Source organism: Caulobacter sp. NIBR1757 (assembly GCF_027912495.1).
Taxonomy (GTDB): Bacteria; Pseudomonadota; Alphaproteobacteria; order Caulobacterales; family Caulobacteraceae; genus Caulobacter.
Genome location: NZ_CP115463.1, coordinates 432,871 through 456,639, shown reverse-complemented (window position 1 = coordinate 456,639; position 23,769 = coordinate 432,871). Strand labels below are relative to the sequence as shown.

The 23,769-nt window shown below is 67.6% G+C and carries 24 protein-coding genes; 13 read left to right on the top strand and 11 right to left on the bottom strand.

The features are described from left to right. Positions 1-105: 105 nt before the first annotated feature. The 6 genes from O5I81_RS02275 (at position 106) to phoB (ending at position 6,381) form a co-directional block, all read left to right on the top strand. Positions 106-1,107 (top strand): hypothetical protein, encoded by a 1,002-nt coding sequence (locus O5I81_RS02275; protein ID WP_271067319.1) that lies wholly within the window; start codon positions 106-108, stop codon positions 1,105-1,107. 321 nt (positions 1,108-1,428) lie between these two features. Beyond that, on the top strand, positions 1,429-2,865 hold the full coding sequence (gene pstC / locus O5I81_RS02270; RefSeq protein ID WP_271067318.1) for a phosphate ABC transporter permease subunit PstC: 1,437 nt from the start codon (positions 1,429-1,431) through the stop codon (positions 2,863-2,865). Then, entirely contained in the window at positions 2,858-4,132 is a 1,275-nt protein-coding gene (gene pstA / locus O5I81_RS02265) for a phosphate ABC transporter permease PstA (protein ID WP_271067317.1), read from the top strand. Before pstC ends, pstA begins: the two co-directional genes overlap by 8 nt. Before the next feature lie 40 nt (positions 4,133-4,172). Beyond that, entirely contained in the window at positions 4,173-4,991 is an 819-nt protein-coding gene (pstB, locus tag O5I81_RS02260) for a phosphate ABC transporter ATP-binding protein PstB (protein ID WP_271069091.1), read from the top strand. A gap of 11 nt (positions 4,992-5,002) precedes the next feature. Beyond that, complete coding sequence (gene phoU, locus O5I81_RS02255; protein ID WP_271067316.1) at positions 5,003-5,692, top strand: phosphate signaling complex protein PhoU; 690 nt, start codon at positions 5,003-5,005, stop codon at positions 5,690-5,692. Then, complete coding sequence (phoB, locus tag O5I81_RS02250) at positions 5,689-6,381, top strand: phosphate regulon transcriptional regulator PhoB (protein ID WP_271067315.1); 693 nt, start codon at positions 5,689-5,691, stop codon at positions 6,379-6,381. The genes phoU and phoB overlap by 4 nt, the downstream gene beginning before the upstream one ends. Before the next feature lie 164 nt (positions 6,382-6,545). On the opposite strand, the gene O5I81_RS02245 is transcribed toward phoB, so the two are convergent. Next, positions 6,546-7,559 (bottom strand): glycerophosphodiester phosphodiesterase, encoded by a 1,014-nt coding sequence (locus tag O5I81_RS02245; protein WP_271069090.1) that lies wholly within the window; start codon positions 7,557-7,559, stop codon positions 6,546-6,548. Between the two features lie 59 nt (positions 7,560-7,618). Continuing rightward, complete coding sequence (locus O5I81_RS02240; protein WP_271067314.1) at positions 7,619-8,848, bottom strand: ATP-binding protein; 1,230 nt, start codon at positions 8,846-8,848, stop codon at positions 7,619-7,621. Between the two features lie 177 nt (positions 8,849-9,025). Here O5I81_RS02240 and O5I81_RS02235 point away from each other — a divergent pair, with 177 nt between their 5' ends. The 4 genes from O5I81_RS02235 to O5I81_RS02220 are packed head-to-tail and all read left to right on the top strand — an operon-like array spanning position 9,026 to position 14,124. Then, complete coding sequence (locus O5I81_RS02235; protein ID WP_271067313.1) at positions 9,026-12,571, top strand: autotransporter outer membrane beta-barrel domain-containing protein; 3,546 nt, start codon at positions 9,026-9,028, stop codon at positions 12,569-12,571. A 43-nt stretch (positions 12,572-12,614) separates the two neighbouring features. Continuing rightward, positions 12,615-12,875 carry a SemiSWEET transporter gene (locus tag O5I81_RS02230; RefSeq protein ID WP_271067312.1) on the top strand — a complete coding sequence of 87 codons (261 nt, stop codon included), beginning with the start codon at positions 12,615-12,617 and terminating at the stop codon, positions 12,873-12,875. Positions 12,876-12,935: 60 nt separating this feature from the next. Then, positions 12,936-13,715 (top strand): WecB/TagA/CpsF family glycosyltransferase, encoded by a 780-nt coding sequence (locus tag O5I81_RS02225; RefSeq protein ID WP_271067311.1) that lies wholly within the window; start codon positions 12,936-12,938, stop codon positions 13,713-13,715. Positions 13,716-13,740: 25 nt separating this feature from the next. Further along, positions 13,741-14,124, top strand: a complete 384-nt coding sequence (locus O5I81_RS02220) for a DUF4440 domain-containing protein (RefSeq protein WP_271067310.1) — start codon at positions 13,741-13,743, stop codon at positions 14,122-14,124. Here O5I81_RS02220 and O5I81_RS02215 read toward each other — a convergent pair. The 6 genes from O5I81_RS02215 to O5I81_RS02190 form a co-directional block, all read right to left on the bottom strand. After that, positions 14,097-15,527, bottom strand: a complete 1,431-nt coding sequence (locus tag O5I81_RS02215) for an MATE family efflux transporter (RefSeq protein WP_271067309.1) — start codon at positions 15,525-15,527, stop codon at positions 14,097-14,099. The genes O5I81_RS02220 and O5I81_RS02215 overlap by 28 nt on opposite strands. A 9-nt stretch (positions 15,528-15,536) precedes the next feature. Further along, on the bottom strand, positions 15,537-15,848 hold the full coding sequence (locus O5I81_RS02210) for a hypothetical protein (protein WP_271067308.1): 312 nt from the start codon (positions 15,846-15,848) through the stop codon (positions 15,537-15,539). Beyond that, the gene (locus O5I81_RS02205) at positions 15,838-16,179 is read right to left on the bottom strand and encodes a hypothetical protein (protein ID WP_271067307.1); all 342 of its coding nucleotides are present in this window, start codon (positions 16,177-16,179) and stop codon (positions 15,838-15,840) included. Before O5I81_RS02205 ends, O5I81_RS02210 begins: the two co-directional genes overlap by 11 nt. A 289-nt stretch (positions 16,180-16,468) precedes the next feature. Beyond that, positions 16,469-17,068: a peptide-methionine (S)-S-oxide reductase MsrA gene (msrA, locus tag O5I81_RS02200; protein ID WP_271067306.1), complete on the bottom strand. Its 600-nt coding sequence runs from the start codon at positions 17,066-17,068 to the stop codon at positions 16,469-16,471. A gap of 59 nt (positions 17,069-17,127) precedes the next feature. Then, the gene (locus O5I81_RS02195; protein ID WP_271067305.1) at positions 17,128-17,670 is read right to left on the bottom strand and encodes a DUF4199 domain-containing protein; all 543 of its coding nucleotides are present in this window, start codon (positions 17,668-17,670) and stop codon (positions 17,128-17,130) included. A 268-nt stretch (positions 17,671-17,938) separates the two neighbouring features. Beyond that, positions 17,939-18,361: a response regulator transcription factor gene (locus O5I81_RS02190; RefSeq protein WP_271067304.1), complete on the bottom strand. Its 423-nt coding sequence runs from the start codon at positions 18,359-18,361 to the stop codon at positions 17,939-17,941. 96 nt (positions 18,362-18,457) lie between these two features. On the opposite strand from O5I81_RS02190, the gene O5I81_RS02185 reads away from it, so the two are divergent. From O5I81_RS02185 to O5I81_RS02175, 3 genes are read left to right on the top strand one after another with little or no spacing between them, the layout of a single operon-like run. Next, positions 18,458-18,781 carry a metalloregulator ArsR/SmtB family transcription factor gene (locus tag O5I81_RS02185; RefSeq protein WP_271067303.1) on the top strand — a complete coding sequence of 108 codons (324 nt, stop codon included), beginning with the start codon at positions 18,458-18,460 and terminating at the stop codon, positions 18,779-18,781. After that, a complete protein-coding gene (locus O5I81_RS02180; RefSeq protein ID WP_271067302.1) occupies positions 18,778-19,599 on the top strand; it encodes an SRPBCC domain-containing protein in 822 nt (273 codons plus the stop codon). The genes O5I81_RS02185 and O5I81_RS02180 overlap by 4 nt, the downstream gene beginning before the upstream one ends. Before the next feature lie 8 nt (positions 19,600-19,607). Continuing rightward, a complete protein-coding gene (locus O5I81_RS02175; RefSeq protein ID WP_271067301.1) occupies positions 19,608-19,994 on the top strand; it encodes a DUF1801 domain-containing protein in 387 nt (128 codons plus the stop codon). A 151-nt stretch (positions 19,995-20,145) separates the two neighbouring features. On the opposite strand, the gene aceB is transcribed toward O5I81_RS02175, so the two are convergent. From aceB to O5I81_RS02160, 3 genes are all read right to left on the bottom strand, one after another. Next, complete coding sequence (aceB, locus tag O5I81_RS02170) at positions 20,146-21,726, bottom strand: malate synthase A (RefSeq protein WP_271067300.1); 1,581 nt, start codon at positions 21,724-21,726, stop codon at positions 20,146-20,148. Between the two features lie 142 nt (positions 21,727-21,868). Beyond that, positions 21,869-22,102 (bottom strand): hypothetical protein, encoded by a 234-nt coding sequence (locus O5I81_RS02165; protein ID WP_271067299.1) that lies wholly within the window; start codon positions 22,100-22,102, stop codon positions 21,869-21,871. A gap of 25 nt (positions 22,103-22,127) precedes the next feature. Continuing rightward, positions 22,128-23,744 (bottom strand): isocitrate lyase, encoded by a 1,617-nt coding sequence (locus O5I81_RS02160; RefSeq protein ID WP_271067298.1) that lies wholly within the window; start codon positions 23,742-23,744, stop codon positions 22,128-22,130. Positions 23,745-23,769 lie beyond the last annotated feature (25 nt).

The window sequence follows — 23,769 nt, the reverse complement described above, 5'->3', positions numbered from 1 at the left end:
CGTCGGCCAAAGGTCAAGGCGCGACCCAAGTCGCGCGAAAGAGGTGCGGACCATCAAGGCTATCGGAATAAGCGAGACAGAACCTAATCTGTGGATCAAGATCACTTGGGGCGGATCTACTGGGGCTATTCTGGTTCAATGTCTGACAGCGGCCGGCGTCGAAAATTCACGCCTTTAGAGGCCATCTTCTCGCTCGTTGCCGCCCTTTGCGCAGTACTGCTTGTCGGGATGCTCGCGTCACATATGGGAGAGCAACGTGGCCGCGAGAATGCCGCAGCCGCCTATAGGCGAGAGGGGGTCGGGAAGAGCATCCCCCTCGTCTGTGCACGGGGAACGCCGGTTGAAATTGCTGACTGCGTTCACAAAGAAGTAGTCGCCCTTGTAGATCAATCCCACGACCAGCAGGATTTAAATGTTCAGGAACAGCTAGCGCTTTTCAGCCTCATGGCTCTGATCTTGAGCGCCGTGACCACTGGTGCCACGATCTGGGCACTTCTCTACGTCAGGGGCACTTTGGAGGCGACGAGAGAAGCTGTTGAAGACACCGGCCGCGCCACGAGTGCAGTACTTGAAGCCAACGCCATTGCCCGAGCCTCTCTTGAGGGTGCCAAGAGGACCGCCGAAACTCAGCTTCGGGCGTGGATGGGGTCTGAATCCACGATCACGGGGTTGATGATTGGCGATGATGGCAAGCCGTGGGGCGTTGGCTTTCGAACCCATTGGAAGAATGTTGGACAGACGCCGGCCTTGAACGCTGGCGGTTCTATGCGCCTGCTGCGCGTACCGCCAGATTTCGACACCGAGGGGCCGGAATTGTTGGACCCGGTCGATCGAAACGACCACCTCAGTTTTGCCGCGCCGGGCCAGGGCATTGGTACTGGACCCGCAACGATGACCATCGCGGAATTGCGAGACCTTGCCGAAGGAAGGACTCGCTTCATCCTCCGCGTGTGGGTGTTCTACAATGACTTTTTTTCCGACACTCGACACGTATCCGAAGTGACGGCCGAGTTGTTTCCGGCCCAGTTACGTCTGTGGGAGCTTGAGGAAGGCAAAGTTCCGCAAATAGAAATGAGGATGGTAAGCAAATATAATCGCTCCACCTAGGAGGGACGCTTCCTACACAATCACCTTTGAACGTCAATATTGGGCGTGTCGTTCATTTCGACCTCGATTCGATGAATTTGCCGCTTGATCTGGCGGCGCTCTTATCGTTTCGGGGGTGTTTACGGCTTGTTGCCCTTCTGGCGAACTTCGAGACGATCTCCGTCACTCGAAACGCAGGGTAACTGACTTCCGCTGCCTCATCACGCAGATCAACCCCTCCCCCCGTTGTCATCGAACTGTCACGAAACTGTCGCGCAAGGCCAGCATAGGCGCGTCATTGGGAGCCTGCAGCCTCCTCCCTGCGACTCGTCCGGGCACAGAATGTCTTTTACCCTCGCGCTCGCCGTCCTCCTGGCCTTCTCGGCTGGAGTCTATGTGCTGGGCCGTCGGCGGGCCTCGGCCCTGGGGCCGAAGGCGGAATTGCATAGCCTCCCGGGCTACTACGGAACCTGGGTGGCGCTGTGGACCGGCGTGCCGGCCGCCCTCATCCTCATCCTGTTCCTGACCGCCGGACCGCGGCTGGGCGAGGCGCTGCTCAGCGCCGATCCGCCCGCCGCCGTCGCCTCGCTACCGAGCGAGACCGCCCAGGCCTTCTGGAGCGACGCCCAGGCCATCGCCGACGGCCGGACGCCCAGCAACATCCAATGGACCGCCGACCAGCGCGCCGCCCTGACCGCCAAGGCGCAGCAGGCGCGCGACTTCAACGGTTTCGCCGCCTTCGCCGCCGTCGCCCTGGCCGCCGTGCTGGCGCTGGGCGGCTTCCTGCTGTCCTGGCCGCGGATCAAGCCGACCCTGCGGGCCCGCAACCAGGTCGAGGGCTGGATCAGCATCGCCCTGATGGCCTGTTCGGCCATCGCCGTGCTGACCACGGTCGGCATCGTCGCCAGCCTGCTTTACGAGGCGCTGCGCTTCTTCGCCTCGGTGTCGCCGCTCGACTTCCTGTTCGGCCTGCAGTGGCAGCCGCAGATCGCCATGCGCGAGGACCAGGTGGCCGCCAAGGGCGCCTTCGGGGCCGTGCCGCTGTTCGCCGGCACCTTCCTGGTGATGATCATCGCCATGTGCGTGGCCGCCCCGGTCGGGCTGTTCTGCGCCATCTATCTGTCGGAGTACGCGGGCCGCACGACGCGCGGGATCATCAAGCCGCTGCTGGAGATCCTGGCCGGGGTGCCGACCGTGGTCTACGGCTTCTTCGCCGCCCTCACCGTCGGGCCGCTGTTCCGGGGCTTCTTCAACTACATCGGCAGCTGGCTGGCCGAGGGGCCGCTGGACCCGCTCGGCCAGTACCTGATGGCGGTGCAGAACGAGATGGCCCTGACCGCCGGGGTGGTGATGGGCATCATGCTGATCCCCTACATCTCCAGCCTGTCGGACGACATCATCAACGCCGTGCCGCAGTCCCTGCGCGATGGCAGCTATGCGATGGGCGCGACCAAGTCCGAGACCGTCAAGCGGGTCATCCTGCCGGCCGCCCTGCCCGGCGTTATGGGGGCCATGCTGCTGGCCATCAGCCGCGCCGTCGGCGAGACGATGATCGTCACCATGGCGGCCGGATCGCAGGCGCGGATCACCGCCAACCCGCTGGACTCGGTGACCACCGTCACCCGCCAGATGGTCGAGATCCTCACCGGCGACCAGGAGTTCGACAGCCCCCGCACCCTGGCGGCGTTCGGCCTCGGCCTGACCCTGTTCGCCGTCACCCTGGCGCTCAATGTGATCGCCCTGCGCATCGTCCAGAAATACCGGCAGGCCTATGACTGATCAGGCTCTTACAGATAAGGCCGGCGAAGCGCGGCTGAAGAAGCGCCACGCGGCCGAGGCCCGTTTCCGCTGGTATGGCCGCATCGCCATCGCCATCGCGCTGGGCTTCCTGGTGCTGCTGCTCGGGCGGGTGGTGCAGCAGGGCTATACGGCCTTCTGGACCCATTCGATCACCACCAGCGTCTATCTCGATCCGGCCCGGATCGACCGCTCGGACCTCGAGGGCAACAATTTCGACTACATCGCCGGCGGCGACCTGCTGAAGCGGCTGAAGGTGGCGGACGACGCGCTCGGCCTGGCCTCGGGCGAGGCGATGGACCTGGTGTCCCGCGATCTCGGCTTCCAGCTGCTCGACAAGATCAAGGCCGACCCGTCGCTGATCGGCAAGACGGTCACCCTGACCGTGCCCGTGAAGGCCAACGCCGACCTCTACTACAAGGGCGAGATCGAACGCTCGACCCCGGCCGCCGACCGCAAGCTGACCGACCGGCAGATGGACTGGCTGGACCGGCTGAAGGCCGACGGCACGGTCAAGGCCCACTTCAACAGCGCCTTCTTCACGCGGTCGGACTCCACCGAGCCGGAACAGGCCGGGGTGCTGGGCGCCGTGGTTGGCTCGGCCCTGATGCTGCTGGTGGCGGCGCTGATCGCCGTGCCGGTCGGGGTTCTGGCGGCGGTCTGGCTGGAGGAGTTTTCGCCCAAGGGCCGGTTGAGCGGCTTCATCGAGGTCAACATCAACAACCTCGCCGCCGTGCCGTCGATCGTCTACGGCCTGCTCGGCCTGGTGCTGTTCATCAACTGGCTGGGCTTCCCGCGCTCGGCGCCGCTGACCGGCGGCATGGTGCTGGCCCTGATGAGCCTGCCGACCATCATCATCGCCACCCGCGCGGCGCTGAAGGCGGTGCCGCCCTCGATCCGCGAGGCGGCTTTGGGCATGGGCGCCAGCCGCACCCAGACGGTGTTCCACCATGTGCTGCCCCAGGCCATGCCGGGGGTGATGACCGGCGTCATTCTTTCCCTGGCCCATGCGCTGGGCGAGACCGCGCCGCTGCTGATGATCGGCATGGTCGCCTTCACCCCCGGCCTGCCCGAGAGCCTGGCGTCCGCCGCCAGCGTGCTGCCGGTGCAGGTCTTCCTGTGGGAGAACGCCGCCGAGGCGGCCTTCCACGAACGCACGGCGGGGGCCATCATGGTCCTGCTGCTGTTCATGATCGTGATGAATTCGGCGGCCGTGATCCTGCGCCGTCGCTTCGAGAAGAGGTGGTAAAATGACCGCCCCCCAAGATACCGCCGAAGGTACACCCGACATGCCCCATGACACGCAGCTGCGGCCGCCGGTCGTCGCCACCCAAACCGCCGGTCCGGCGGCCGGGGTGAAGATCCACTGTGACAAGGTCAACGCCTTCTACGGGACCAAGCAGGCCCTGTTCGACATCAGCATCGACATCCCCGACCGGGCGGTCACCGCCTTCATCGGCCCGTCGGGCTGTGGCAAGTCGACCTTCCTGCGCTGCATCAACCGGATGAACGACACCATCCCGGGCGCCAAGGTCACCGGCCGCATCGAGATCGACGGCCAGGACGTCAACGGCCGCGACGTCGATCCCGTGGTGCTGCGCAGCCGGGTGGGCATGGTGTTCCAGAAGCCCAACCCCTTCCCCAAGTCGATCTTCGAGAACGTCGCCTACGGCCCCCGCATCCACGGCCTGGCCAGCAGCAAGGTCGATATCGAGGGCATCGTCGAGGCCTCGCTCAAGAAGGCCGGCCTGTGGGCCGAGGTCGCCGACCGGCTGCATTCGCCGGGCACCGGCCTGTCGGGCGGCCAGCAGCAGCGCCTGGTCATCGCCCGGGCCATCGCCGTGCAGCCGCGCGTCATCCTGATGGATGAGCCCTGCTCGGCCCTCGACCCCATCGCCACGGCGCGGATCGAGGAACTGATCGACGAACTGCGCCGCCAGTACTGCATCGTTATCGTCACCCACTCGATGGCCCAGGCGGCGCGGGTCAGCCAGCGCACGGCCTTCTTCCACATGGGCGTCCTGGTCGAGGAAGGCCTGACCGGCGACATCTTCACCAACCCGCGCGAGACGCGGACCCAGGACTACATCACCGGCCGGTTCGGCTGAGGGCGACTGTCATGCAAAGCCACATCGTCACCTCCTACGAGGAAGAACTGAACCACCTGACCGCCGAGGTCGCCCGCATGGGGGGCCTGGCCGAAGCCCAGGTGGCCGACAGCATCAGCGCCTTCGCCCGCCGCGATGTCGCCCTGGCCGCACAGATCGTCGAGCGCGACAGCCGGCTCGACGCCCTGGAAGGCGAGATCGAACGGGCCGCCATCCGGCTGATCGCCTTGCGCCAACCGATGGCCGTGGACCTGCGCCGCACCGTGGCGGCGATGAAGATCGCCTCCAACCTCGAACGCTGCGGCGATCTGGCCAAGAACATCGCCAAGCGATCCCTGATCCTGGCCGAGAGCGATACGGCGGGGCCGGTCAGCCGTTCCATCGAACGGATGGGCAAGCTGGTGGCCGGGCGGCTGAAGGACGTGCTCGACGCCTACACCTCCAGCGAGCTGGCCGGGGCGACCGCCGTCTGGTCGCGCGACGACGAGGTCGACGAGCATTACGAGAGCCTGTTCCGCGAGCTGCTGACCTACATGATGGGCGATCCGCGCACGATCACGCCGGGGGCCCACCTGCTGTTCGTCGCCAAGAACCTCGAGCGGATCGGCGACCACGCCACCAACATCGCCGAGATCGTCCACTACGAGATCACCGGCGACGAGCTGACCGACCAACGCCCCAAGGGTGAGGCCCACCAATGAGCACGCCGACCATCGTGGTCGCCGAGGACGAGGACGCCCTGGCGACCCTGCTGCAGTACAACCTCGAAAAGGAAGGCTATCGCGTCCTGCTGGCTGGCGACGGCGAGGAGGCCCTGATCGTCATCGACGAGGCCAAGCCGGATCTGCTGCTGCTCGACTGGATGCTGCCCAAGGTCTCGGGCATCGAGGTCTGCCGCCGCCTGCGCCAGAAGCAGGAGACCCGCAACCTGCCGGTGCTGATGCTGACCGCCCGGGGCGAGGAGACGGACCGTATCCGCGGCCTCGACACCGGGGCCGACGACTATGTGGTCAAGCCGTTCTCGATGACCGAGCTGCTGGCCCGCATCCGCGCCGTGTTGCGCCGCATCCGGCCGGGCCTGGCCGACGACCGGCTGAGCCATGGCGACATCATCGTCGATCGCGTGGCCCACCGGGTGAAGCGCGACGGGCGCGAGGTGCATCTGGGGCCGACGGAGTTCCGCCTGCTCGACCACCTGATCCAGCATCCGGGCCGGGTGTTCAGCCGCGAACAGCTGCTCGACGCGGTCTGGGGCTCGGACGTCTATGTCGAGGCGCGGACGGTGGATGTGCACATCGGCCGCCTGCGCAAGGCCCTGAACTCGGGCCGCGAGGTCGATCCGATCCGGACGGTAAGGTCGGCCGGCTATTCGCTGGATATGGGGGCGTAAGGCTTCAGGTTCCTCCCCCATCGGGGGAGGGGGACCATTGCGCAGCAATGGTGGAGGGGGTCCCCACCGGCGGTTGTGCTTCGAGCAGGTTTACCCGCTGGCGTGAGCGGTGACCCCCTCCGTCAGCGGCTTCGCCGCCGCCACCTCCCCCGATGGGGGAGGAACTAAGCCTTGGCCCCGATGAAGCGGTTGCGCGCCTTCACCGCCTCGCCGGGGAAATCGCTGAAGACGCCGTCGACGCCGGCCTTGAACAGGGCCATCAGCAACGTCTGGACATCGCCCGCCGCGTTCAGGTCGCCGGGGCCGCGCAGGCTCGTCGGCAGGAAGGAATTCTCGCGGCGCACGGTCCAGGGATGCACCTTCAGGCCCGCCGCATGGGCGTCTGTGACGAAGGCGGTCGCCGGCAGCAGGACCTTGCCGTCGGTGGGGACGACCAGCCCCTTCTCGGGCCCGACGCCGTCGGCATAGGAACCGATGGCCTTGAGGCCCTCGGCCGTCGCCATCGACGCATACAGGGTTCCGGGCGCATCGGCGGGGCCGCCTTCGTCGCTGATCAGCTGGACCAACGGCGTCTTCACCAGGCCGCGCAGGGTTTTCAGCGGCGAGACCTCGAAACACTGGACGAAGGCGTTGGCGTCCGCACCGTCCAGGCCGGCGGCCTTCAGCGCCGCCGCCATCCGGCCCTCGATGGGCAGGCCGACCGAGGCGAAATAGGTCGGGTGCTTCATCTCCGGATAGAGGCCGATGCGGCGGCCGACCCGGTCGCCCTCCGTCTTCGCCAGGGCGGCCACCTCGGCGAAGGTGAGGATCTGGTCCTGGCCATCGAAGAGGGTGTTGCCGGGCCGCACCTTAGGCAGCCGTTCGCGGCAGCGCAGGGTCTTCAGCTCGGCCAGGGTGAAGTCCTCGGTGAACCAGCCGGTGATCTGTTCACCGTCGATGACTTTGGTGGCCTTGCGGGCGGCGAACTCCGGCCGGACCGCGACGTCGGTCGTACCGCCGATCTCGTTCTCATGCCGGGCGACGAGGGCCCCGTCCCTGGTCACCACCAGGTCGGGCTCGATGAAGTCAGCCGACTGTCCGATGGCCAGGCGATAGGCGGAGGCGGTATGTTCCGGCCGCTCGCCGCTGGCGCCCCGGTGGGCGATGACCACCGGAATGTGCGCGTTCACCGTCGCCATGGCCTGTCCTCCCGCCGCCAGTGCGGCGGCGGCCCCCCATCCAAACGCGCGCCGGTCGATCATGTCGCTTCCTTCTCGGCGAGCGGCAGCCAGACACTGAAGCTGGCGCCGCGTCCCTCGGCGCTTTCGACGGCCATGCCGCCCCGGTGCCGGTTGACGATGTGCTTGACGATGGCCAGGCCCAGCCCGGTGCCGGGTCGGGTCCCGCCGCTCTTCTGGCCTTCGACGCGATAGAATCGCTCGGTCAGCCGGGGCAGGCGGTCACGCGGGATGCCGGGCCCCTGGTCGGTGACCCGCAGCAGGGCGAATCGCCGTCCCGCTGGCCGGTCGGGGGCCAGCAGGGTGATGCGGGTGGCGGCCGGATCGAGGGCCGGGGTGGTCGAATCGTCGGCCACCGGCGCGCTGACGGTGATGCTCAGGGCGCCTTCGTTGCCGGAATATTTCACGGCGTTTTCAACCAGGTTCTGGATGACCTGCAGAATCTGGTCGCGGTCGCCGTCGATGTCGGCGGCCCCGCGGGCGGGCATCTGTGTCGAAACGCAAAGATTCTTTTCGCGGACCAGGGGCACCAGGGCGTCGAGCACATCGGTGACCGCGAGCGCCAGGTCGAGGCGGCCCTCCGGCGCGATGTGTTCGTTCAGCTCGATGCGCGACAGGCTCATCAGGTCGTCGATCAGCCGGCGCATGCGCTCGGCCTGGGCCTGCATGATGCCGAGGAAGGTCTCGCGGGCCTGCTCGTCGTCCTTGGCGTGGCCGCGCAGGGTTTCGATGAAGCCCGACAGCGAGGCCAGCGGCGTGCGCAGCTCGTGGCTGGCGTTGGCCAGGAAGTCGACCCGCATGCGTTCGGCCCGGCGCACGTCGGTCTCGTCGCGCAGGGTCAGCAGGGCCAGCCGGCCGAAGTTTCCCTGGCCCAAAGGCCGCGTTTGCACGGCCCAGATCCGCTCCTGCGCCCCGCCGGCCTCCATCTGGGCCGAGCCCGGGGCCCCGAGCAGGGCTTCATCGACCGCCTCCAGCAGTTCGGGATTGCGCAGGGCGGTGACCAGCCGCATGCCCTCCAGCCGGCCGGGCAGCAGGTCGCGGGCGGCGGCGTTGGCGAAGACGATGCGGCGTGAGGCCGGCTCGTCCGGGTCGCCCTCGATGACCAGCACCGGATCGGGCAGGCTTTCGACCAGGGCGCGGAAGGGACCCTGCGATACGTCAGCGGCGCGGACGGCCGCCGGCGGCGGCGGCTCTTCCGCGGCCGGCGCCTCCGCGGTGCGGAGCGGCCACAGGGCCTTCAGGATCGACATCAACAGCCTCGATTCGGCGATTCGATTGCGCCAATGTTGCACGTTCGTGTGGCGCCCTCTTGAACCTTGCGATAGACGGGTTGGGCTCTCCGAAGAGGACAGTGCGTTGAACCTTGACGCATTTTCGCCGCATCGGGGAGTGACGGAAGAGTCTGATCTGGTTGCGGGGAAATACCCATGGTTCGTAAGCGTCTGATCGCCACGGTGGCGGTCGCTCCGCTCCTGCTGTTCGCCGGCTCGGCTTTCGCCGAGACGACCATCAGCAATACCCGCACCACAGGGGTTTCCACGGCCACCGTCAACAACGGCGCGGCCGATGACATCAAGGTGACCAACGCCGGCAAGTTCGAGCTGACCACCGGCGGCCCGGCCATCACCATGAACGCCCCCGCCAAGAGCGTCGACAACGCCGGCTCGATCACGACCAAGGCGGTCGACAACGCGGTCGGCATCCTGATCGACACCACCGGCGGCCCGATCACCGGCAACCTGACCAACACCGGCTCCATCAACCACAACGACGACTACACGCCCAAGGACGACGACAAGGACGGCGACGAGGACGGCGAGTTCGCCGAAGGAACCGGCCGCTACGGCATCCGCGTGATCGGCGGCGGCGGCCTGACCGGCAACATCCTCAACAGCGGCGGCATCATCGTCGTCGGCAACGACTCGGCCGGCATCAGCGTCGAGAGCAACGTCGATGGCTTCCTCCGCAGCTTTGGCGCCATCAGCGTCGTCGGCGACAACGCCGTCGGCATCCGCGTCGCCGGCGATGTGACGGGCGGGGCCACGGCCCTGCAGCGCGCCAACGGCGTCTTCGTCTCCGGTTCGGTCAACGTGTCGGGCGAGAACGCCGTGGGCGTGGACGTCTCCGGCGACATCGGCACGGGCGTCAATCCGGCCGGCCTGGTGATCAGCGGCGGGGTGTCGGCCAGCGGCTATCGCTACACCAGCCGGCCCTTCAGCCAGGAAGCCCGGGACAACCTCGACGCCGACGACCTGCTGCAGGGCGGCCCGGGGGTCCGCGTCAGCGGCAACGTCACCGGCGGCATTCAGGTTGCCCTGCCGTTCAACAGCGCCGAATACGACCTCGACGGCGACGGCAAGCCCAACGTCACCGACGACGACGACGACGGCGACGGCCAGCTCGACACCGCCGACACCGACGACGACAACGACGGCGTCCTCGACACCGACGACACCGACTACGACAACGACGGCATCCCGGACGGCAACGAGGGCGTCGGAAGCATCACCGTGTTCGGCGGCGCGCCGGCCCTGTTGATCGCCTCGAACACCGAGACCGTGACCATCGGCAACGTCGGGACCAACGCCGGCGGCAACAAGGACTTCGGCCTGATCATCGGTGGCTCGGTGAGCGCCGATGGCATCTATGACAACGTCGCCGCGACGGCCATCCAGATCGGCGCGCCCGTCGATCTCAACAGCGATGGCGACTTCACCGACGCCGGTGAACAGGCCGGCTATCACGTCGAGATGAACGGCGGCGTGCGGATCGACGGCAGCGTCACCGTCCGCGCCTACAACAACAACGCCCATGCCCTGTGGCTGCGCGGCGATGTCGATGCCGATGAGCTCCTGATCGATGGGGCCATCGTCGCGGTCGCCTCGACGACCTCGGCCAGCCTGGTCAACGAAACGGCGGTCGAAGCGGTCGCCATCGACATCAGCGCCGAGTCCACCGCCCCGCTGCTCAACATCGGCGGCTTCGTCTCGGCCACCGGCTCGGGCGAAAACGCCAGCGCCATCGCCATCCGCGACGCCTCGGGCACCCTGCAGACCATCAACATCACCGGCACCGTCCTCGCCTCCATCGTCCGCAACGACGACGCCGACGACGGCGACGACGACGACCTCGACCCCAACAACGAGGCGATCAACGGCCGGGCGATCGCCATCGACCTGCGCAACAACACCGCCGGTGTCGCCGTCACCCTGGCCGACAAGGGCCCGGACGGCGACGACGGCGACGACGAGATCGACGACGCCGATCAGGACGAAGACGGCATCGACGATGGCGACGAACCGGTCATCGTCGGCGACATTCTGTTCGGCACGGGCAATGACAGCCTGACCCTGAGCAACGGCGGCCTGATCGGCGCCATGTCCTTCGGGCTCGGCGCCGACAGCCTGACGATCAGCGGCGGGGCCCAGGCCAAGGGCGATGTCCTGAACCTGAAGGCGATCAACGAGACGACCGGCAACGATCGCTACACCGAGGCCAACCTCGACGACCAGCTGACCATCGCCATCAACGACGGTCGCCTGACCGCCGTGAACACCAGCGTGGTGCGCGGCGACGCCCTGACCGTGGCCGCCAACGGCGAGCTGTTCGTGACCATCGATCCGGAGGGCGCGGCCGGTCGGACCAACACGGTGTTCGAGATGGACACCGCCAGCTTCGCCAACGGCTCGACCATCGGCTTCGAACTGACCAGCCTGATCGACTCCGACATCGGCGTCGGCAGCCAGTACACCATCGTCAAGGCCGGGGCCCTGACCTTCGGGACCGTCAACACCGACGCCCTGGCCGAGAACCGCCCCTACTTCTACAACATCACCGCCACGGCCAACACGGGCCTGGGCGAGGTCTATCTGACCATCGCCCGCCGCAACGCCGCCGAGATGGGCCTCACCGAAAACCAGGGTTCGGCCCTGGACGCGGTCTACCAGGCGCTGTTCGCCGATGACGAACTGGCCGACGCCTTCCTCAGCGCGACCAACAAGAAGGACTTCCTGCGGCTCTACGACCAACTGCTGCCCGACCAGGGCGAGGGTCTCTTCTCGGCGCTCGACAACGCCACCCAGGCCCTCTTCCGCCTGACCGCCACCCGTCCTGACATGGGCCAGAAATACGGTCCCGACAGCGTCTGGGTGCAGGAGATCAACGTCGGCGTGCTGCGCGAGACCGGCATCTCCATCGGTTCGGAAACCAAGGCCTTCGGCTTCATCGCCGGCTACGAGAGCATGGACGACAACGGCGGCGCGCTGGGCGCCACCCTGGCCTACATGAACGCCGAAGAGAAGGACGACGTCGCCCAGATCGGCGAACAGACCAACGTCTCGCTGCTCGAGGCCGGCGTCTATTACCGGCGCAACATCGGCGGCTGGCTGTTCGCGGCCCGCGGCGCGGCCGGCTACGGCTGGTTCGAGGGCGAGCGCCGGTTCATCGACCCGGTCACCTCGACCAACACCGGCGTGATCCGCGAGGCCTCCGCCAACTGGGGCGGTTTCACCGGCTCGGCCAACGCCATGGTCGCCTACGAAGCCCGTTTCGGTCGCTTCTACGTCCGCCCGCAGGTCAGCCTCGACTACATCTACCTGTCGGAAGGCGAGCGTGACGAGGACGGCGATGTCGGACTCGGTCTGACCGTCGACGAGCGCACCAGCAGCCGCCTGTCGGCCGCCGCTGAACTGGCCTTCGGGGCCACCTTCGGTCGCGACAACTGGTGGCGTCCGGAACTGCGCATCGGCTACCGCCAGCATCTGGCCGGCGAAATCGGCGATACCGTCGCCTACTTCAACGGCGGCAGCCCCTTCACCCTGGTCGCCACCGAACCGGGCGAGGGCGCGGCGATCATCGGCTTCTCCCTGAAGGCTGGCACGCCGATGTCCTACGTCGCCGTCGAAGGCGACCTGGAAACCGCCGAGGGCGAGGACCGCTACAACCTGCGTCTGGCCGGCCGGATGATGTTCTAGGGCGGGTTCGGAACGGCGGGGGTCTCCCCGCGTTCCGGCCCGTATGGACAAGGTCTGGATAAACGCCGTGGGCGTCGGGGCGGCGCTGTGTTCCATGACCAGCTTCACGCCGCAGATTTTCAAGATCTGGAAGGAGAAGGACGCCTCGTCGGTGTCCCTCAACATGTTCGCCCTGACGGTGACCGGGTTTGTCCTCTGGACGACCTATGGCGCGATGTCGGGCAGTTGGCCGGTGGTGCTGTCGAACGCTGTCTGCCTGGTGCTGTCGGCGGTGATCCTGGGCCTGAAACTGAAGTTCCGGTGACGCCTGCTTAACCACGCCTCCTAACCGCGTTGAAAGCGAGACCCCCTAGAACGGTGGTCCATGGAACACGCCCTGCCCCTGCAAACCCATCGTCTCCGTCTTCTGGGCGGCGAAGTCGATGCCTTGACGCCCGCCGGCATGCTGGCGGCGACGGAGGCCTTCGTGGCCGGCGGCGGCACGGCGGTCATCGCCAACCACAATCTGCATAGTCTGGCGCTGTTGGCGACCAAACCGGAACTGCGCGACTTCTTCGACGACGCCGACCTGGTGCAGATCGACTCCGTGCCGATGATCGCCTGGGCGAAACTGGTCGGCCTCGAGGTCGACCGCGAGCATCGCTCCACCTACCTCGACTGGCGCGAGGACTTCTGGGCCAGGGCGGCCGAATGCGGCTGGCGGGTATTCCACGTCGGCGGCGCGCCGGGTGTCGGCGCCAAGGCGCGGCAGGCCATCCTCGAGCGGCATCCGGACGTGCAGCTGGGCGAGCACCACGGCTATTTCAACGTTCAGGGGCTGGAGAACCACGCTGTCCTGCGGGCCATCGCCGAGTTCGGGCCGGACATCATCCTGGTCGGCATGGGCATGCCGCGGCAGGAGCAGTGGATCGCCGAGAACCGCCGCCGCATCGCCCGGGGTGTCTTCTTCCCGGTCGGCGCCGCCTTCGACTACGAGGCCGGCGTGCAGGTCGCCGCGCCGCGCTGGATGGGGCGCCTCGGCCTCGAGTGGCTGTTCCGCCTGGTCTCGCAACCGGCCCGGCTGGCCTATCGCTACCTGGTCGAGCCCTGGGTTCTGACCCCGGCCATGCTCGCCGATCTCAAGGCCGCCGCCGCTCGCCGCTGAGGGCTCCAGGCGCTAGTCTGGGGCCATGCCCTCCAGCGAAGACGCCATCCGCGCCCGCCGCCGCCTGACCAACAAATTCATCGCCGCCCATGAGGCGCAGCGATTGGCCCCGTTCTTCGTGGCCGACGCCAACCTGATCGGCGGCGAGGGCGGCCTGATCAGCGGTGTGAGGCGCATCGTCGAGGCCTTCGCCGCCCAGTTCGCCGACCCGGACTTCATCACCTATGAACGGACGCCCGCCCAGATAACGGTCGACATGGACGACGCCCGCGCCGCCGAGCGCGGGACCTGGGTGGGGCGCTGGAAGGACCAGACCCTGGCCGGCGACTACCTGGCCGTCTGGCGCAAGATGACCGGCCAGTGGGTGATCGAGCAGGAGCTTTACGTCACCTTGTCGCGGGAAGGCTGAGGCCCCCAGGGCGTCAGGGCGATGGCGCCCGCCGTCAGCACGCCCATGGTCACCATGCCGGCCGCCACCAGGGCGAACAGGGCCCAGCTGGGGGCGTCGAACTGGATCAGCATCCAGCCGCCGACGGCGATCAGCACCAGCCGGCCGGTGCCGGCCAGCAGCGGGCCCCAGACCTTGCCCGCCCCCTGGCTGGAGAAGTAGAGCGCCAGGCTCAGGCCGAAGAAGATGAAGGCCGGACCGACGAAGCGCAGGTAGAGGGCCGAGGCCGCCTGAACCCCGGGATCGCGGGTGAAGATGCCGACCCACAGCTGCGGGAAGATGGCCAGCAGCAGGCCCAGCGAGCCGAGGCCCGCGGCGGCGATGGCCCCCGCCGTCCAGGCCACCTTGCGGGCCCGGGCCACGTCGCCGGCCCCGATGGCCAGGCCGACCATTGGCAGGGAGGCGACCCCGACCGAGAAGGCGATGGGCACCAACAGGAACTCTAGCCGCGAGCCGATGCCGTAGCCGGCCAGCGTGGCCGTGCCGAAGCGGGCGGCGATGGCAGTGATGACCAGGATGGCCCCGACCGTCTGGATCGGCGACAGCATGCCCGGCCCGCCGACCTTCAGGATGTCGGCGAACAGCTCGCGCCGCAGCGGCCCGCGCACGGTCAGCGGAACCTTGGCGCCCTTCGATCGCAGCATCAGGAACATCACAGCGGCGCCCAGCGCCCCGGCGATGGCCTGGCCCAGGCCGACGCCGACGATGCCGAGTTGCGGCGCCGGGCCCCAGCCGAAGCAGAGGCTGCCGCCCAGCACCACCTGAAGCGCGGCCATCGACATCAGGGCCACCGACGGGCGGACCATGTCGCCCGAGCCACGCAGCACCGAGGCGAACATGTTGCTGAGCCAGATCAGCCAGACCGACAGGAAGACAACGCTGCCATAGGCGACCGACAGCCGCAGGGTCTCGCCCCGCCCGCCCAGCAGATGGAACAGCGGTCCGGCCAGCAGGCTCAGGACCACCGTGAAACCGAGGCCCATGGCCAGGCCGATGACCAGGGCATGGCGGGCCAGATCCCGCGCCCTCTGCAAATTGCCGCCGCCCAGCGCCCGGCTGATCGCCGAGGAGACGCCGCCGCCCATGGCCCCGGCGCTCATCATCCCCATCAGCATGATGAAGGGCAGCACCAGCGCCGCCGCCGCCAGGGGCTCGGCGCCCAGATGGCCGAGGTAGGCGGTCTCGGCGATCGACACGGCGGTGCTGGCGATCATGCCCAGCAGGTTGGGGGCCGCCAGCTTGACCAGGGTCGAGGCGACCGGCGCGGTCAGCAGCGGATTGGCCGGCATCGGCGGTGATGCGATCGCGCCCGGATTGAACACCGGCGTCAAAGCGGGGGCGATGTCGGCGGCCGGCTTGTCCATGATGTCAGACTAGCCCGTTTCTTTTGGCAACGCATAGGGGTCTGAGCGCCAACCGAGCCCGACCCGGCGCACCGCCGCAAGCCCGTCCAGCCGGCGGGCGATCAGCTCCGCCCGTTCGGGACTGACGCCGGCAGCCTCGATGGCGATCGACAGGCCGGCGGGACCGGGGTCCAGGCGGATGCCGGTGATCCGCGCTTCCTGCACGGCGAACGGCCCCAGCACCCGGATCAGGGTGTCGGGCTCTTCATGCACATCGACGACGAAGGTGTGCAGCCGGCCGGCCGCGCAGGGCGGTTTGAGCGGTTTGGCGTCATCCGGCATGGTCGGCCCCACCAACGAGGTAGCTCTTGCGCAGCAGGACCCGGCCGGCGTCGTCGAAGGCGGCCAGGCGCAGGCCGCAGGGCTCGATATCGGCCGCCTCGCCGGCCCACATCAGTTCGCAGACCGGCGGCCGCTCCGGAAAGCCGGCGCCCAGTCCCGCCTCGAGGGCGAACAGGTCCTCCAGGCTGCCGGCCGCGTGCAGGGTCGCCTCGACGCGGGCGGTGACGGCGATCAGGTCGGTCCAGGCGAGGGCCTGGGCGAACCGCTGGCCGGCGAGCCGGGCGGGGCTGCCCGCATCGGAAGGGGCGGGATCGGAGAGGGTCTCTGTCATCGTGTCGGTCCTTGGGTAGGGCCGACGGCGCGCAATAAAAAACCCCGCTGCCTGTGAAGGGAGCGGGGTGCGATCTTGCGATCCGTCGGCGTGCTGGCTATGGCGCGCGCCGTCCCGTCCCTGGCTTGGGGGTTTTAATCGACATCATAATGGTCATGGCGCGCGCCGACACAGCCGTCAGGGCGGCTGTGCAGAAGACGGCGAGGGTCAGACCAAGGGTCATGTCGGCTTGGGAAAGTGGATACGCAGGAAGCGCTGTACTCCAGCGCGGGGCCGGCGACAACCGCCTCTAGTTCCCCCACACCGCCCGCAGCTTCGCGTCACGCCCGCAGGCGGCGCGGTAGGCATGGTAGTCGGCGGCGTTCCGCTTGGCGTAGTCGCGGTGATAGGCCTCGGCCGGCCAGAAGGGGCCAAGGTCGAGGATCGGGGTGGCCATCTTGCCGCGCTTCAGCCGCTTGCCGGCGGCAGCGCGCGAGGCTTCGGCGATCTTCCGCTGCTCCGCGCCTGCGACGAAGACGGCCGGCCGGTAGGAAGGCCCCCGGTCGCAGAACTGGCCGTCGGTGTCGGTCGGGTCGACCAGCCGCCAGTAGCGGTAAAGCAGATAGTCGTACTGCAACCGGGCCGGATCGTAGGTCACCCGCACCGCCTCGTAGTGGCCGGACTTTTCGCCGGTGACATCGCGGTAGGTCGGGTTCTTCACATGGCCGCCGGTGTAGCCGGACTCGACCTTGATGACGCCCGGGATGCCGCGCATGTCGTTTTCCATGCACCAGAAGCAGCCGCCGGCGAACACCGCGACGGCCGTCTTCGGCAGGGGCTTGGCCATCACGCTGGCCGGGACCAGCAGGGCCAGACCGGCAAGGGCCGCCATCATCAAGCGTCGGAGCATGCGCGTATCCTTCAGGGTGGTCCCATAGATACGCACAAACCCGGCTTTTGGTTGACCGATCAGGCGGCGGCCTGGCGCGCCGGCAGGAAGCGGCTGTTGCGCAGCAGGGCGGCCGAAACGAACGTCACCAGCACCCCGACCGGCAGGATCTCGCTCATCGTCATCGGAATGCGGATCAGCGGATTCTTGTACAGTTCGGCCCATCTGGCCATCTCGGCGGCGGTGGACGCGATCTTCTCGGGCGGTGCGCCCTTGGCCTTGAGGTCGGCCAGCAGATTGTCGGCATAGACGGTCGAGAAATCGACCTGGCTCATGGCCTGGGTCAGCTCCCAGGCGGCCGCATAGAACAGGCTGGCCACCAGGCTGATGCCGAGGCCCAGGCCGACCGCCGGCCAGAACCGGATCACCCCGCCGCCCTCGACATCGCGCCTGCGCTTGATGGCGACGAACACCGTGCTGAGCGCGACCAGCATGGTGGCGTAGCCGAGATAGACGCCGCCTTCGTACAGCGTCTTGCCGCCGGAAATAGCCGTCATTACCAGCATGGGCGCGCCGGCGATGACGCCTGCGATGGCGCCGAAAAACAGAATCCTGCGAAGCATGTGAGCCTCCCCTTGGGCTTGAGGTTAGGCGCTCATCAGGCGTCGGGGAACCGGGTTCGCCAATCGCCCGAAAGGGTGATTTTCGCCATCCTCCCCCGTTTTTTACGGGGGAGGGGGACCGCGTGCGGATACGCACGTGGTGGAGGGGGCGAGTGAAACGCGCTGGGCCCACCGAGCCTAGGCGGTCGCTACACGTTTTATGATCGCGCACGGCCCTCGCCCCCTCCACCGCTTCGCGGTCCCCCTCCCCCGTAAACGGGGGAGGATTCTACGGCACCAGCCCCAGGTCCCGGGCCCGGGCGATGGCGTCGGTGCGTCGCCTGGCCTCCAGTTTCTCGAACAGGCGGGCGATGTGGGTCTTCACCGTGTTGGGCGAGACGTGCAGCCGCTGGGCGATCTCCTTGTTCGAGTGACCGGCCGCCAGTTCCTTGAGCACGGCCAGTTCGCGGGCGCTGATGCCCAGCGCCGCCTGGGCCTGCGGGTTGCCGTCGAACGGGGCGGGCCTGGGTCCGCTGATCAGCCGGGCGCCGACCCAGATGCCGAGGGCCAGGAAGCCGAAGGCCGTCAGGACGATGTAGAAATCCGTCGAATGGGCGCGGGCCAGACGGTTGTAGTCCATCCACTGCAGGCCGAGCGCGCCGGCGCCGAGCACCGAGCCATAGACCACGAGCTGTTTCCAGTGCCGCCGCATGGGTTGAGCTTAGGAGAAGTTCGGACGGGAATCACGCTTGACGATCCATAGCCTGGAAGTTATCGATAACCTATAGCCAACGAGTTATCGTTTTCGATGTCGACCGTCACCGACCAGCTGTTCCGAACCCTCGCCGATCCGACCCGGCGGGCGATCTTCGAGAGCCTCTGCCGCGAGGGGGAGCAGACGGTCGGCGTCATCACCGCCCGGGCCGGGGTCTCACAGCCGGCGGTGTCGAAGCACCTGGGCGTGCTGAAGTCGGCGGGGCTGGTCAGCGACCGGCCGGACGGCCGGCTCACCCACTACAGCGCCCGGCCAGACAGCCTGACCGCCCTCAACGACTGGACCGACGAGATGCGCCGGTTCTGGCATCGCAAGCTGGATGGCCTCGAAGACCTGCTGAACAGGATGGACCAATGAGCGAGACCCAGACCCGCTCAGTCGTCGTCGAGCGCGACATCGGCCACCCGCCGGAAAAGCTGTGGCGGGCGCTGACCCAGCCGCACCTGATGGAGGCATGGCTGATGAAGACCGACTTCGCGCCGACCCTCGGCCACCGCTTCACCCTGCGCGGCGAATGGGGCGGGGTGCTGGATTGCGAGGTGCTGGACATCGAGCCCGGGCGCATCCTGTCCTACAGCTGGAACCACAAACACGACGACCCGGCCTTTGACCTGACCAGCGTCGTCACCTTCACCCTGACCCCGACCGCCGCCGGCACGCACCTGCGCGTCGAGCAGTCCGGCTTCCGGCCGAAGCAGCGCCAGGCCTTCGGCGGCGCCCTGCAGGGCTGGCCCGGCTTCCTGGGTAAATTGGAACAGGTCCTGGACGGCATGAGCGAGCCCAAACGCCTCTCTGGCGGCAATCCGCAGATCCCCAAGGGCTACGGCGACGCCCCGGTGCAGGCCTATATCGCCGCCATGCCGGATTGGCAGCAGCCGCTGGGAGTGCGTCTGGACGCCCTGATCGAGGCGGCTGTTCCCGGCGTGAAGAAGGCGGTGAAGTGGAATTCGCCCTTCTATGGCGTCGAGGAGGGCGTCTGGTTCCTCAGCTTCCACTGCTTCAAAAGGTACGTGAAGGTGGCCTTCTTCAAGGGCGAGGCCCTGGAGCCGATGCCGCCCGGGACCTCGAAACAGAAAAACGTTCGCTACCTCGACATCCACGAGGGAGAGCTGGACGAGGCGCGGTTCAGCGACTGGGTGAAACAGGCCGCCAGCCTGCCTGGCGAGAAGATGTGAAAGCGACGATGACGACCGATGGACCTACACCCTCCCAGCTGATCGACCTGAAGATCGAGTCCCTTCCCGACTGGCGCGGCGAAACGCTGGCCCGGATGCGCAAGCTGATCCATGAAGCCGATCCCGAGGTCGAGGAGACCTGGAAGTGGCGCGGCGTGCCGGTGTTCGAACACAGCGGCATCCTCACCACCGCGGAGGTCTACAAGGCGGCGGTCAAGCTGACCTTCGCCAAGGGGGCCTCGCTGCCGGATCCCAAGGGACTGTTCAACGCCAGCCTGGAGGGGAATGCCCGCCGGGCGATCGACATCCCGCAGGGGGCGGAGATCGACGAGGCGGCGTTCAAGGCGCTGGTGCGGGCGGCGGTGGAGCTGAATATGGCGAAGAAGAAGAAATAGGCGCCGCCCCTACTCCCGATCATCCCGACGAAAGTCGGGACCCAGCTGGCAAACCCGATGACGAGGTGGCGCTGATCAGTACTGAACTCGGATCCGCCGGGAGACACTGGGTCCCGACTTTCGTCGGGATGATCGGAGTTTTGGAATTCGCTCAGTCGATCAACTGATAGGCCGGCAGGGTCAGGAACTCTTCCAGCACGTCCGACAGCACCATCTGCACGAACAGCTGGGCCGCCTCCTCCAGGCGGGGGGACGGGAAGTCGCGGCGCAAGCCGGCCATCTCGTCGGTCAGCAGGCTGACGAACAGCTCCGAGGTCAGGTCGCGGCCATCGTCGAGGGCCGCCTCCTGGCGCACCCACTGCCACAGCTGGGTGCGGCAGATCTCGGCGGTCGCGGCGTCTTCCATCAGGTTGTAGAGCGGCACGGCGCCCCGGCCTTCGATCCAAGCCTGGGTGTAGCGGATGCCGACGCGGATGTTCTCGCGCACGCCGTCCTCGGTCCGGCCGCCCTGGTGCAGCTCCAGCATGTCCGCCTGGGTAATCCGCAGATCGGCCAGCTTGCGGTCCAGCTGGTTGGGCGTCGGCATCAGGCGGTCGAACACCTCCATCGCCACCGGCACCAGGTCGGGATGGGCCACCCAGGTGCCGTCGTGGCCGGCGCCGGCCTCGCGTTCCTTGTCGGCGCGGACGCGGGCGAAGGCGGCGTCGTTGGCGGCCGGGTCGCCCTTGACCGGGATCTGCGCCGCCATGCCGCCCATGGCGAAGGCGCCGCGCCGGTGGCAGGTCTGGATCAGCTTCAGCGAATAGGCGCCGAGGAAGGCCTGGCCCATGACCATGGCCGAGCGGTTCGGCGTCAGGAACGCCGGATTGGCCCCCAACCGCTTGATGACGCTGAAGATGTAGTCCCAGCGGCCGCAGTTGAGGCCGGCCATGTGGTCGCGCAGTTCGTAGAGGATCTCGTCCATCTCGAAGGCGGCGGGAATCGTCTCGATCAGCACGGTGGCCTTGATCGTGCCGTTCGGCAGGCCAAGCATCGCCTGGGCGCGGACGAAGACGTCGTTCCACAGCCGGGCTTCGAGATGGCTCTCCAGCTTGGGCAGGTAGAAGTAGGGACCGCTGCCCTGCTCCAGCGCCGCCCTGGCATTGTGGAAGAGGTAGAGGCCGAAGTCGAAGAGCGCGCCGCTGACGGTTTCACCATCGACCTGCAGATGGCGTTCGGGCAGGTGCCAGCCGCGCGGGCGGATGATCAGCACCGCGGGATTGGGGCCCAGGGCGTAGGACTTGCCGGACTTGGCGTCGGTGTGGGTCAGGGCGCCGGCCCAGCGGTCCTTCAGGTTGACCTGGCCCTCGATCAGGTTGGCCCAGGTCGGGGCCGTCGCGTCCTCGAAGTCGGCCATGAACACGCGCGCCCCGCTGTTGAGGGCGTTGATGATCATCTTGCGATCGACCGGGCCGGTGATCTCCACCCGGCGGTCCTGCAGATCGGCCGGGATCGGCGCGACCGTCCAGTCGGCGGCGCGGATGGCGGCGGTCTGCGGCAGGAAGTCCGGCAGGGCGCCGGCGTCGAACGCCGCCTGGCGAGCCTTGCGGGCGGCCAGCAGCTCGCGCCGGCGACCGTCGAACGTGCGGTGCAGGTCGGCGACGAAGGCGAGAGCTTCGGGGGTCAGGATCTCATGCGCGCGGCCCTCGACGGGACCGGTGATCTGGATGTTGGCGGCGGTGTCGAGGGGCATGCAGCACGTCCGTAGAAAGCCCTCCCCCTCGATGGGGGAGGGTTGGCAGGGGTGGGTGACTGTCTCGCGCAGCGTGACTGTCACCGTTTGGCGCGAACGGTGACAGTCATCCGGCTGCGCCGGAGGACAGTCACCTCAGGGATCAGGCGCTAGCCACGTCCTTTTCCCGGATCGTCGGGACGATCTGGTCGCCCCAGTTGCCCGAGCCGTCATGGCAGCGCGAGGCGCGGACCAGTTCGACCGAATACCCGGCGTCCAGAGCCCGGCGCACGGCTTCGTTGAGGCGGTGCGAGGCTTCGGCGATGCGCTCGATGGCGCGTTCGCGGCTGTTGGAGTCCGGCATGGCGGCCGGGGTGAAGGCAGGCTGCTTGGTCATCGTCGTCTCCCTGTGTTGCGGGCCCTTAGGCGTTGGCGAACTGGTTCATGGTGTTGGCGTGGCCGCCGGCTTTCAGGGCCCGCTCGCCGGCGACCATCTCCTTGAAGGTGTCGCCGAGGTCGGAGCCGACCTCGTGCTGGTGCTTCACGGCCGAGACGCCGCGGCGGATCTCCTCGCGCTGCACCGAGTTGACGTAGGCCTTCATGCGGTCGTCGCCGAAGTAACCACGGCTGAGCTCGTCCATCGACTTGGCGGTCAGGTGGAAGGTCGGCAGGGTGATGAGGTTGTGGAACACCCCGGCGCGGGCCGAGATGTCGGCCTGGAAGGCGGCCAGACGGCGGTCGGTCTCGAGACCCAGTTCGTCGGTGTCGAGATCGGCCGACATCAGCTTGATGCCTTCGGGATAGGCGTCCTCGGCGATCTTGCCGCTGGCGATCCATTCCTTGCGGACCTGGCCGCGCAGGTTGAGGGTCCAGTTGAACGACGGGCTGTTGTTGTAGGTCAGCTTGGCGTTCGGCACGACGGCGCGGATTTCGTTCACCATCGAGGCGATCTCGTCGACGTTGGGGGTGTCGGTCTCGATCCACAGCAGGTCGGCGCCGCCCTGCGTCAGCGAGGCGATGCAGTCCTCGATCACCCGCTGGCGGCCGGTGCCATCCTGGAAGGCGAACAGGCCGTTCGGCATGCGCACCGGTTTGACGAACTCGCCACCCTGGTAGAGGGCGATCTCGCCTTCCTGGATGGGGTTGTCCTGGGTGATGACCTCGGTCTTCAGCCACTTGATGTAGTCGCTGGCCAGATCGCCCGGATGCTGGCTGACCGGCACCTTCTGGGTCAGGCCGGCGCCCAGGCTGTCGGTGCGGGCGACGATGACGCCCTCGTCGACGCCCAGTTCCTCGAAGGCCAGGCGGCAGGCGCGCAGCTTCTCGATGAAGTCCTCGCGCGGCACGGTGACCTTGCCGTCCTGGTGGCCGCACTGCTTGGCGTCGGAGACCTGGTTCTCGATCTGCAGGCAGCAGGCGCCGGCCTTGATCATCTCCTTGGCCAGCAGGTAGGTGGCATTCTCGTTGCCGAAGCCGGCGTCGATGTCGGCGATGATCGGCACGACGTGGGTTTCAAACCCGTCGATGGCGCTGATGGCGGCCTTCTCGGCGGCGGCGTCGCCGGCCTTGCGGGCTTCGCGCAGACCCTTGAACAGGTCGTTGATCGCCACTTCGTCGGCCTGGCGCAGGGAGACGTAGATCTCCTCGATCAGGTCGACGACGGCGGTCTTCTCATGCATCGACTGGTCGGGCAGATGGCCCCAGCGGTTGCGCAAGCCGGCGACCATCCAGCCGGACAGATAGACATAGGCGCCCTTGGTGGTGCCGCGCAGGCGCTTGACCGACTTGATCATCTGCTGGGCGTGGAAGCCCGACCAGCAGCCCAGCGACTGGGTGAACTTGCTGGAGTCCAGATCGTACTCGGCCATGTCGGCGCGCATGACGCCGGCCATCGACCGGGCGATGTCCAGGTGCGTCGAGAAGGTGTTCTGCATCTTCAGCTGGACGATGTCGTCGATGCCGACGCCGCCCGAGGTCTGGCCGGTGGGGTAGCGGCGGAGGAGGGCGTCGCGGTGTTCGGCGTAGGTCTTGCGGGTCATGGTCTCGTCCGGAACTGAAAGGTGG

Coding starts and splice junctions, on each gene's coding strand:
- O5I81_RS02175 (WP_271067301.1), top strand. CDS start 19,608: ATGACGACCGATGGACCTACACCCTCCCAGCTGATCGACCTGAAGATC.
- O5I81_RS02205 (WP_271067307.1), bottom strand. CDS start 16,179: ATGACAGAGACCCTCTCCGATCCCGCCCCTTCCGATGCGGGCAGCCCC.
- phoB (WP_271067315.1), top strand. CDS start 5,689: ATGAGCACGCCGACCATCGTGGTCGCCGAGGACGAGGACGCCCTGGCG.
- O5I81_RS02180 (WP_271067302.1), top strand. CDS start 18,778: ATGAGCGAGACCCAGACCCGCTCAGTCGTCGTCGAGCGCGACATCGGC.
- O5I81_RS02230 (WP_271067312.1), top strand. CDS start 12,615: ATGGACAAGGTCTGGATAAACGCCGTGGGCGTCGGGGCGGCGCTGTGT.
- O5I81_RS02185 (WP_271067303.1), top strand. CDS start 18,458: ATGTCGACCGTCACCGACCAGCTGTTCCGAACCCTCGCCGATCCGACC.
- O5I81_RS02210 (WP_271067308.1), bottom strand. CDS start 15,848: ATGCCGGATGACGCCAAACCGCTCAAACCGCCCTGCGCGGCCGGCCGG.
- O5I81_RS02240 (WP_271067314.1), bottom strand. CDS start 8,848: ATGTCGATCCTGAAGGCCCTGTGGCCGCTCCGCACCGCGGAGGCGCCG.
- O5I81_RS02160 (WP_271067298.1), bottom strand. CDS start 23,744: ATGACCCGCAAGACCTACGCCGAACACCGCGACGCCCTCCTCCGCCGC.
- O5I81_RS02245 (WP_271069090.1), bottom strand. CDS start 7,559: ATGGCGACGGTGAACGCGCACATTCCGGTGGTCATCGCCCACCGGGGC.
- O5I81_RS02220 (WP_271067310.1), top strand. CDS start 13,741: ATGCCCTCCAGCGAAGACGCCATCCGCGCCCGCCGCCGCCTGACCAAC.
- pstA (WP_271067317.1), top strand. CDS start 2,858: ATGACTGATCAGGCTCTTACAGATAAGGCCGGCGAAGCGCGGCTGAAG.
- aceB (WP_271067300.1), bottom strand. CDS start 21,726: ATGCCCCTCGACACCGCCGCCAACATCCAGATCACCGGTCCCGTCGAG.
- O5I81_RS02165 (WP_271067299.1), bottom strand. CDS start 22,102: ATGACCAAGCAGCCTGCCTTCACCCCGGCCGCCATGCCGGACTCCAAC.
- O5I81_RS02225 (WP_271067311.1), top strand. CDS start 12,936: ATGGAACACGCCCTGCCCCTGCAAACCCATCGTCTCCGTCTTCTGGGC.
- phoU (WP_271067316.1), top strand. CDS start 5,003: ATGCAAAGCCACATCGTCACCTCCTACGAGGAAGAACTGAACCACCTG.
- pstB (WP_271069091.1), top strand. CDS start 4,173: ATGCCCCATGACACGCAGCTGCGGCCGCCGGTCGTCGCCACCCAAACC.
- O5I81_RS02190 (WP_271067304.1), bottom strand. CDS start 18,361: ATGCGGCGGCACTGGAAACAGCTCGTGGTCTATGGCTCGGTGCTCGGC.
- O5I81_RS02235 (WP_271067313.1), top strand. CDS start 9,026: ATGGTTCGTAAGCGTCTGATCGCCACGGTGGCGGTCGCTCCGCTCCTG.
- O5I81_RS02215 (WP_271067309.1), bottom strand. CDS start 15,527: ATGGACAAGCCGGCCGCCGACATCGCCCCCGCTTTGACGCCGGTGTTC.
- O5I81_RS02195 (WP_271067305.1), bottom strand. CDS start 17,670: ATGCTTCGCAGGATTCTGTTTTTCGGCGCCATCGCAGGCGTCATCGCC.
- pstC (WP_271067318.1), top strand. CDS start 1,429: ATGTCTTTTACCCTCGCGCTCGCCGTCCTCCTGGCCTTCTCGGCTGGA.
- msrA (WP_271067306.1), bottom strand. CDS start 17,068: ATGCTCCGACGCTTGATGATGGCGGCCCTTGCCGGTCTGGCCCTGCTG.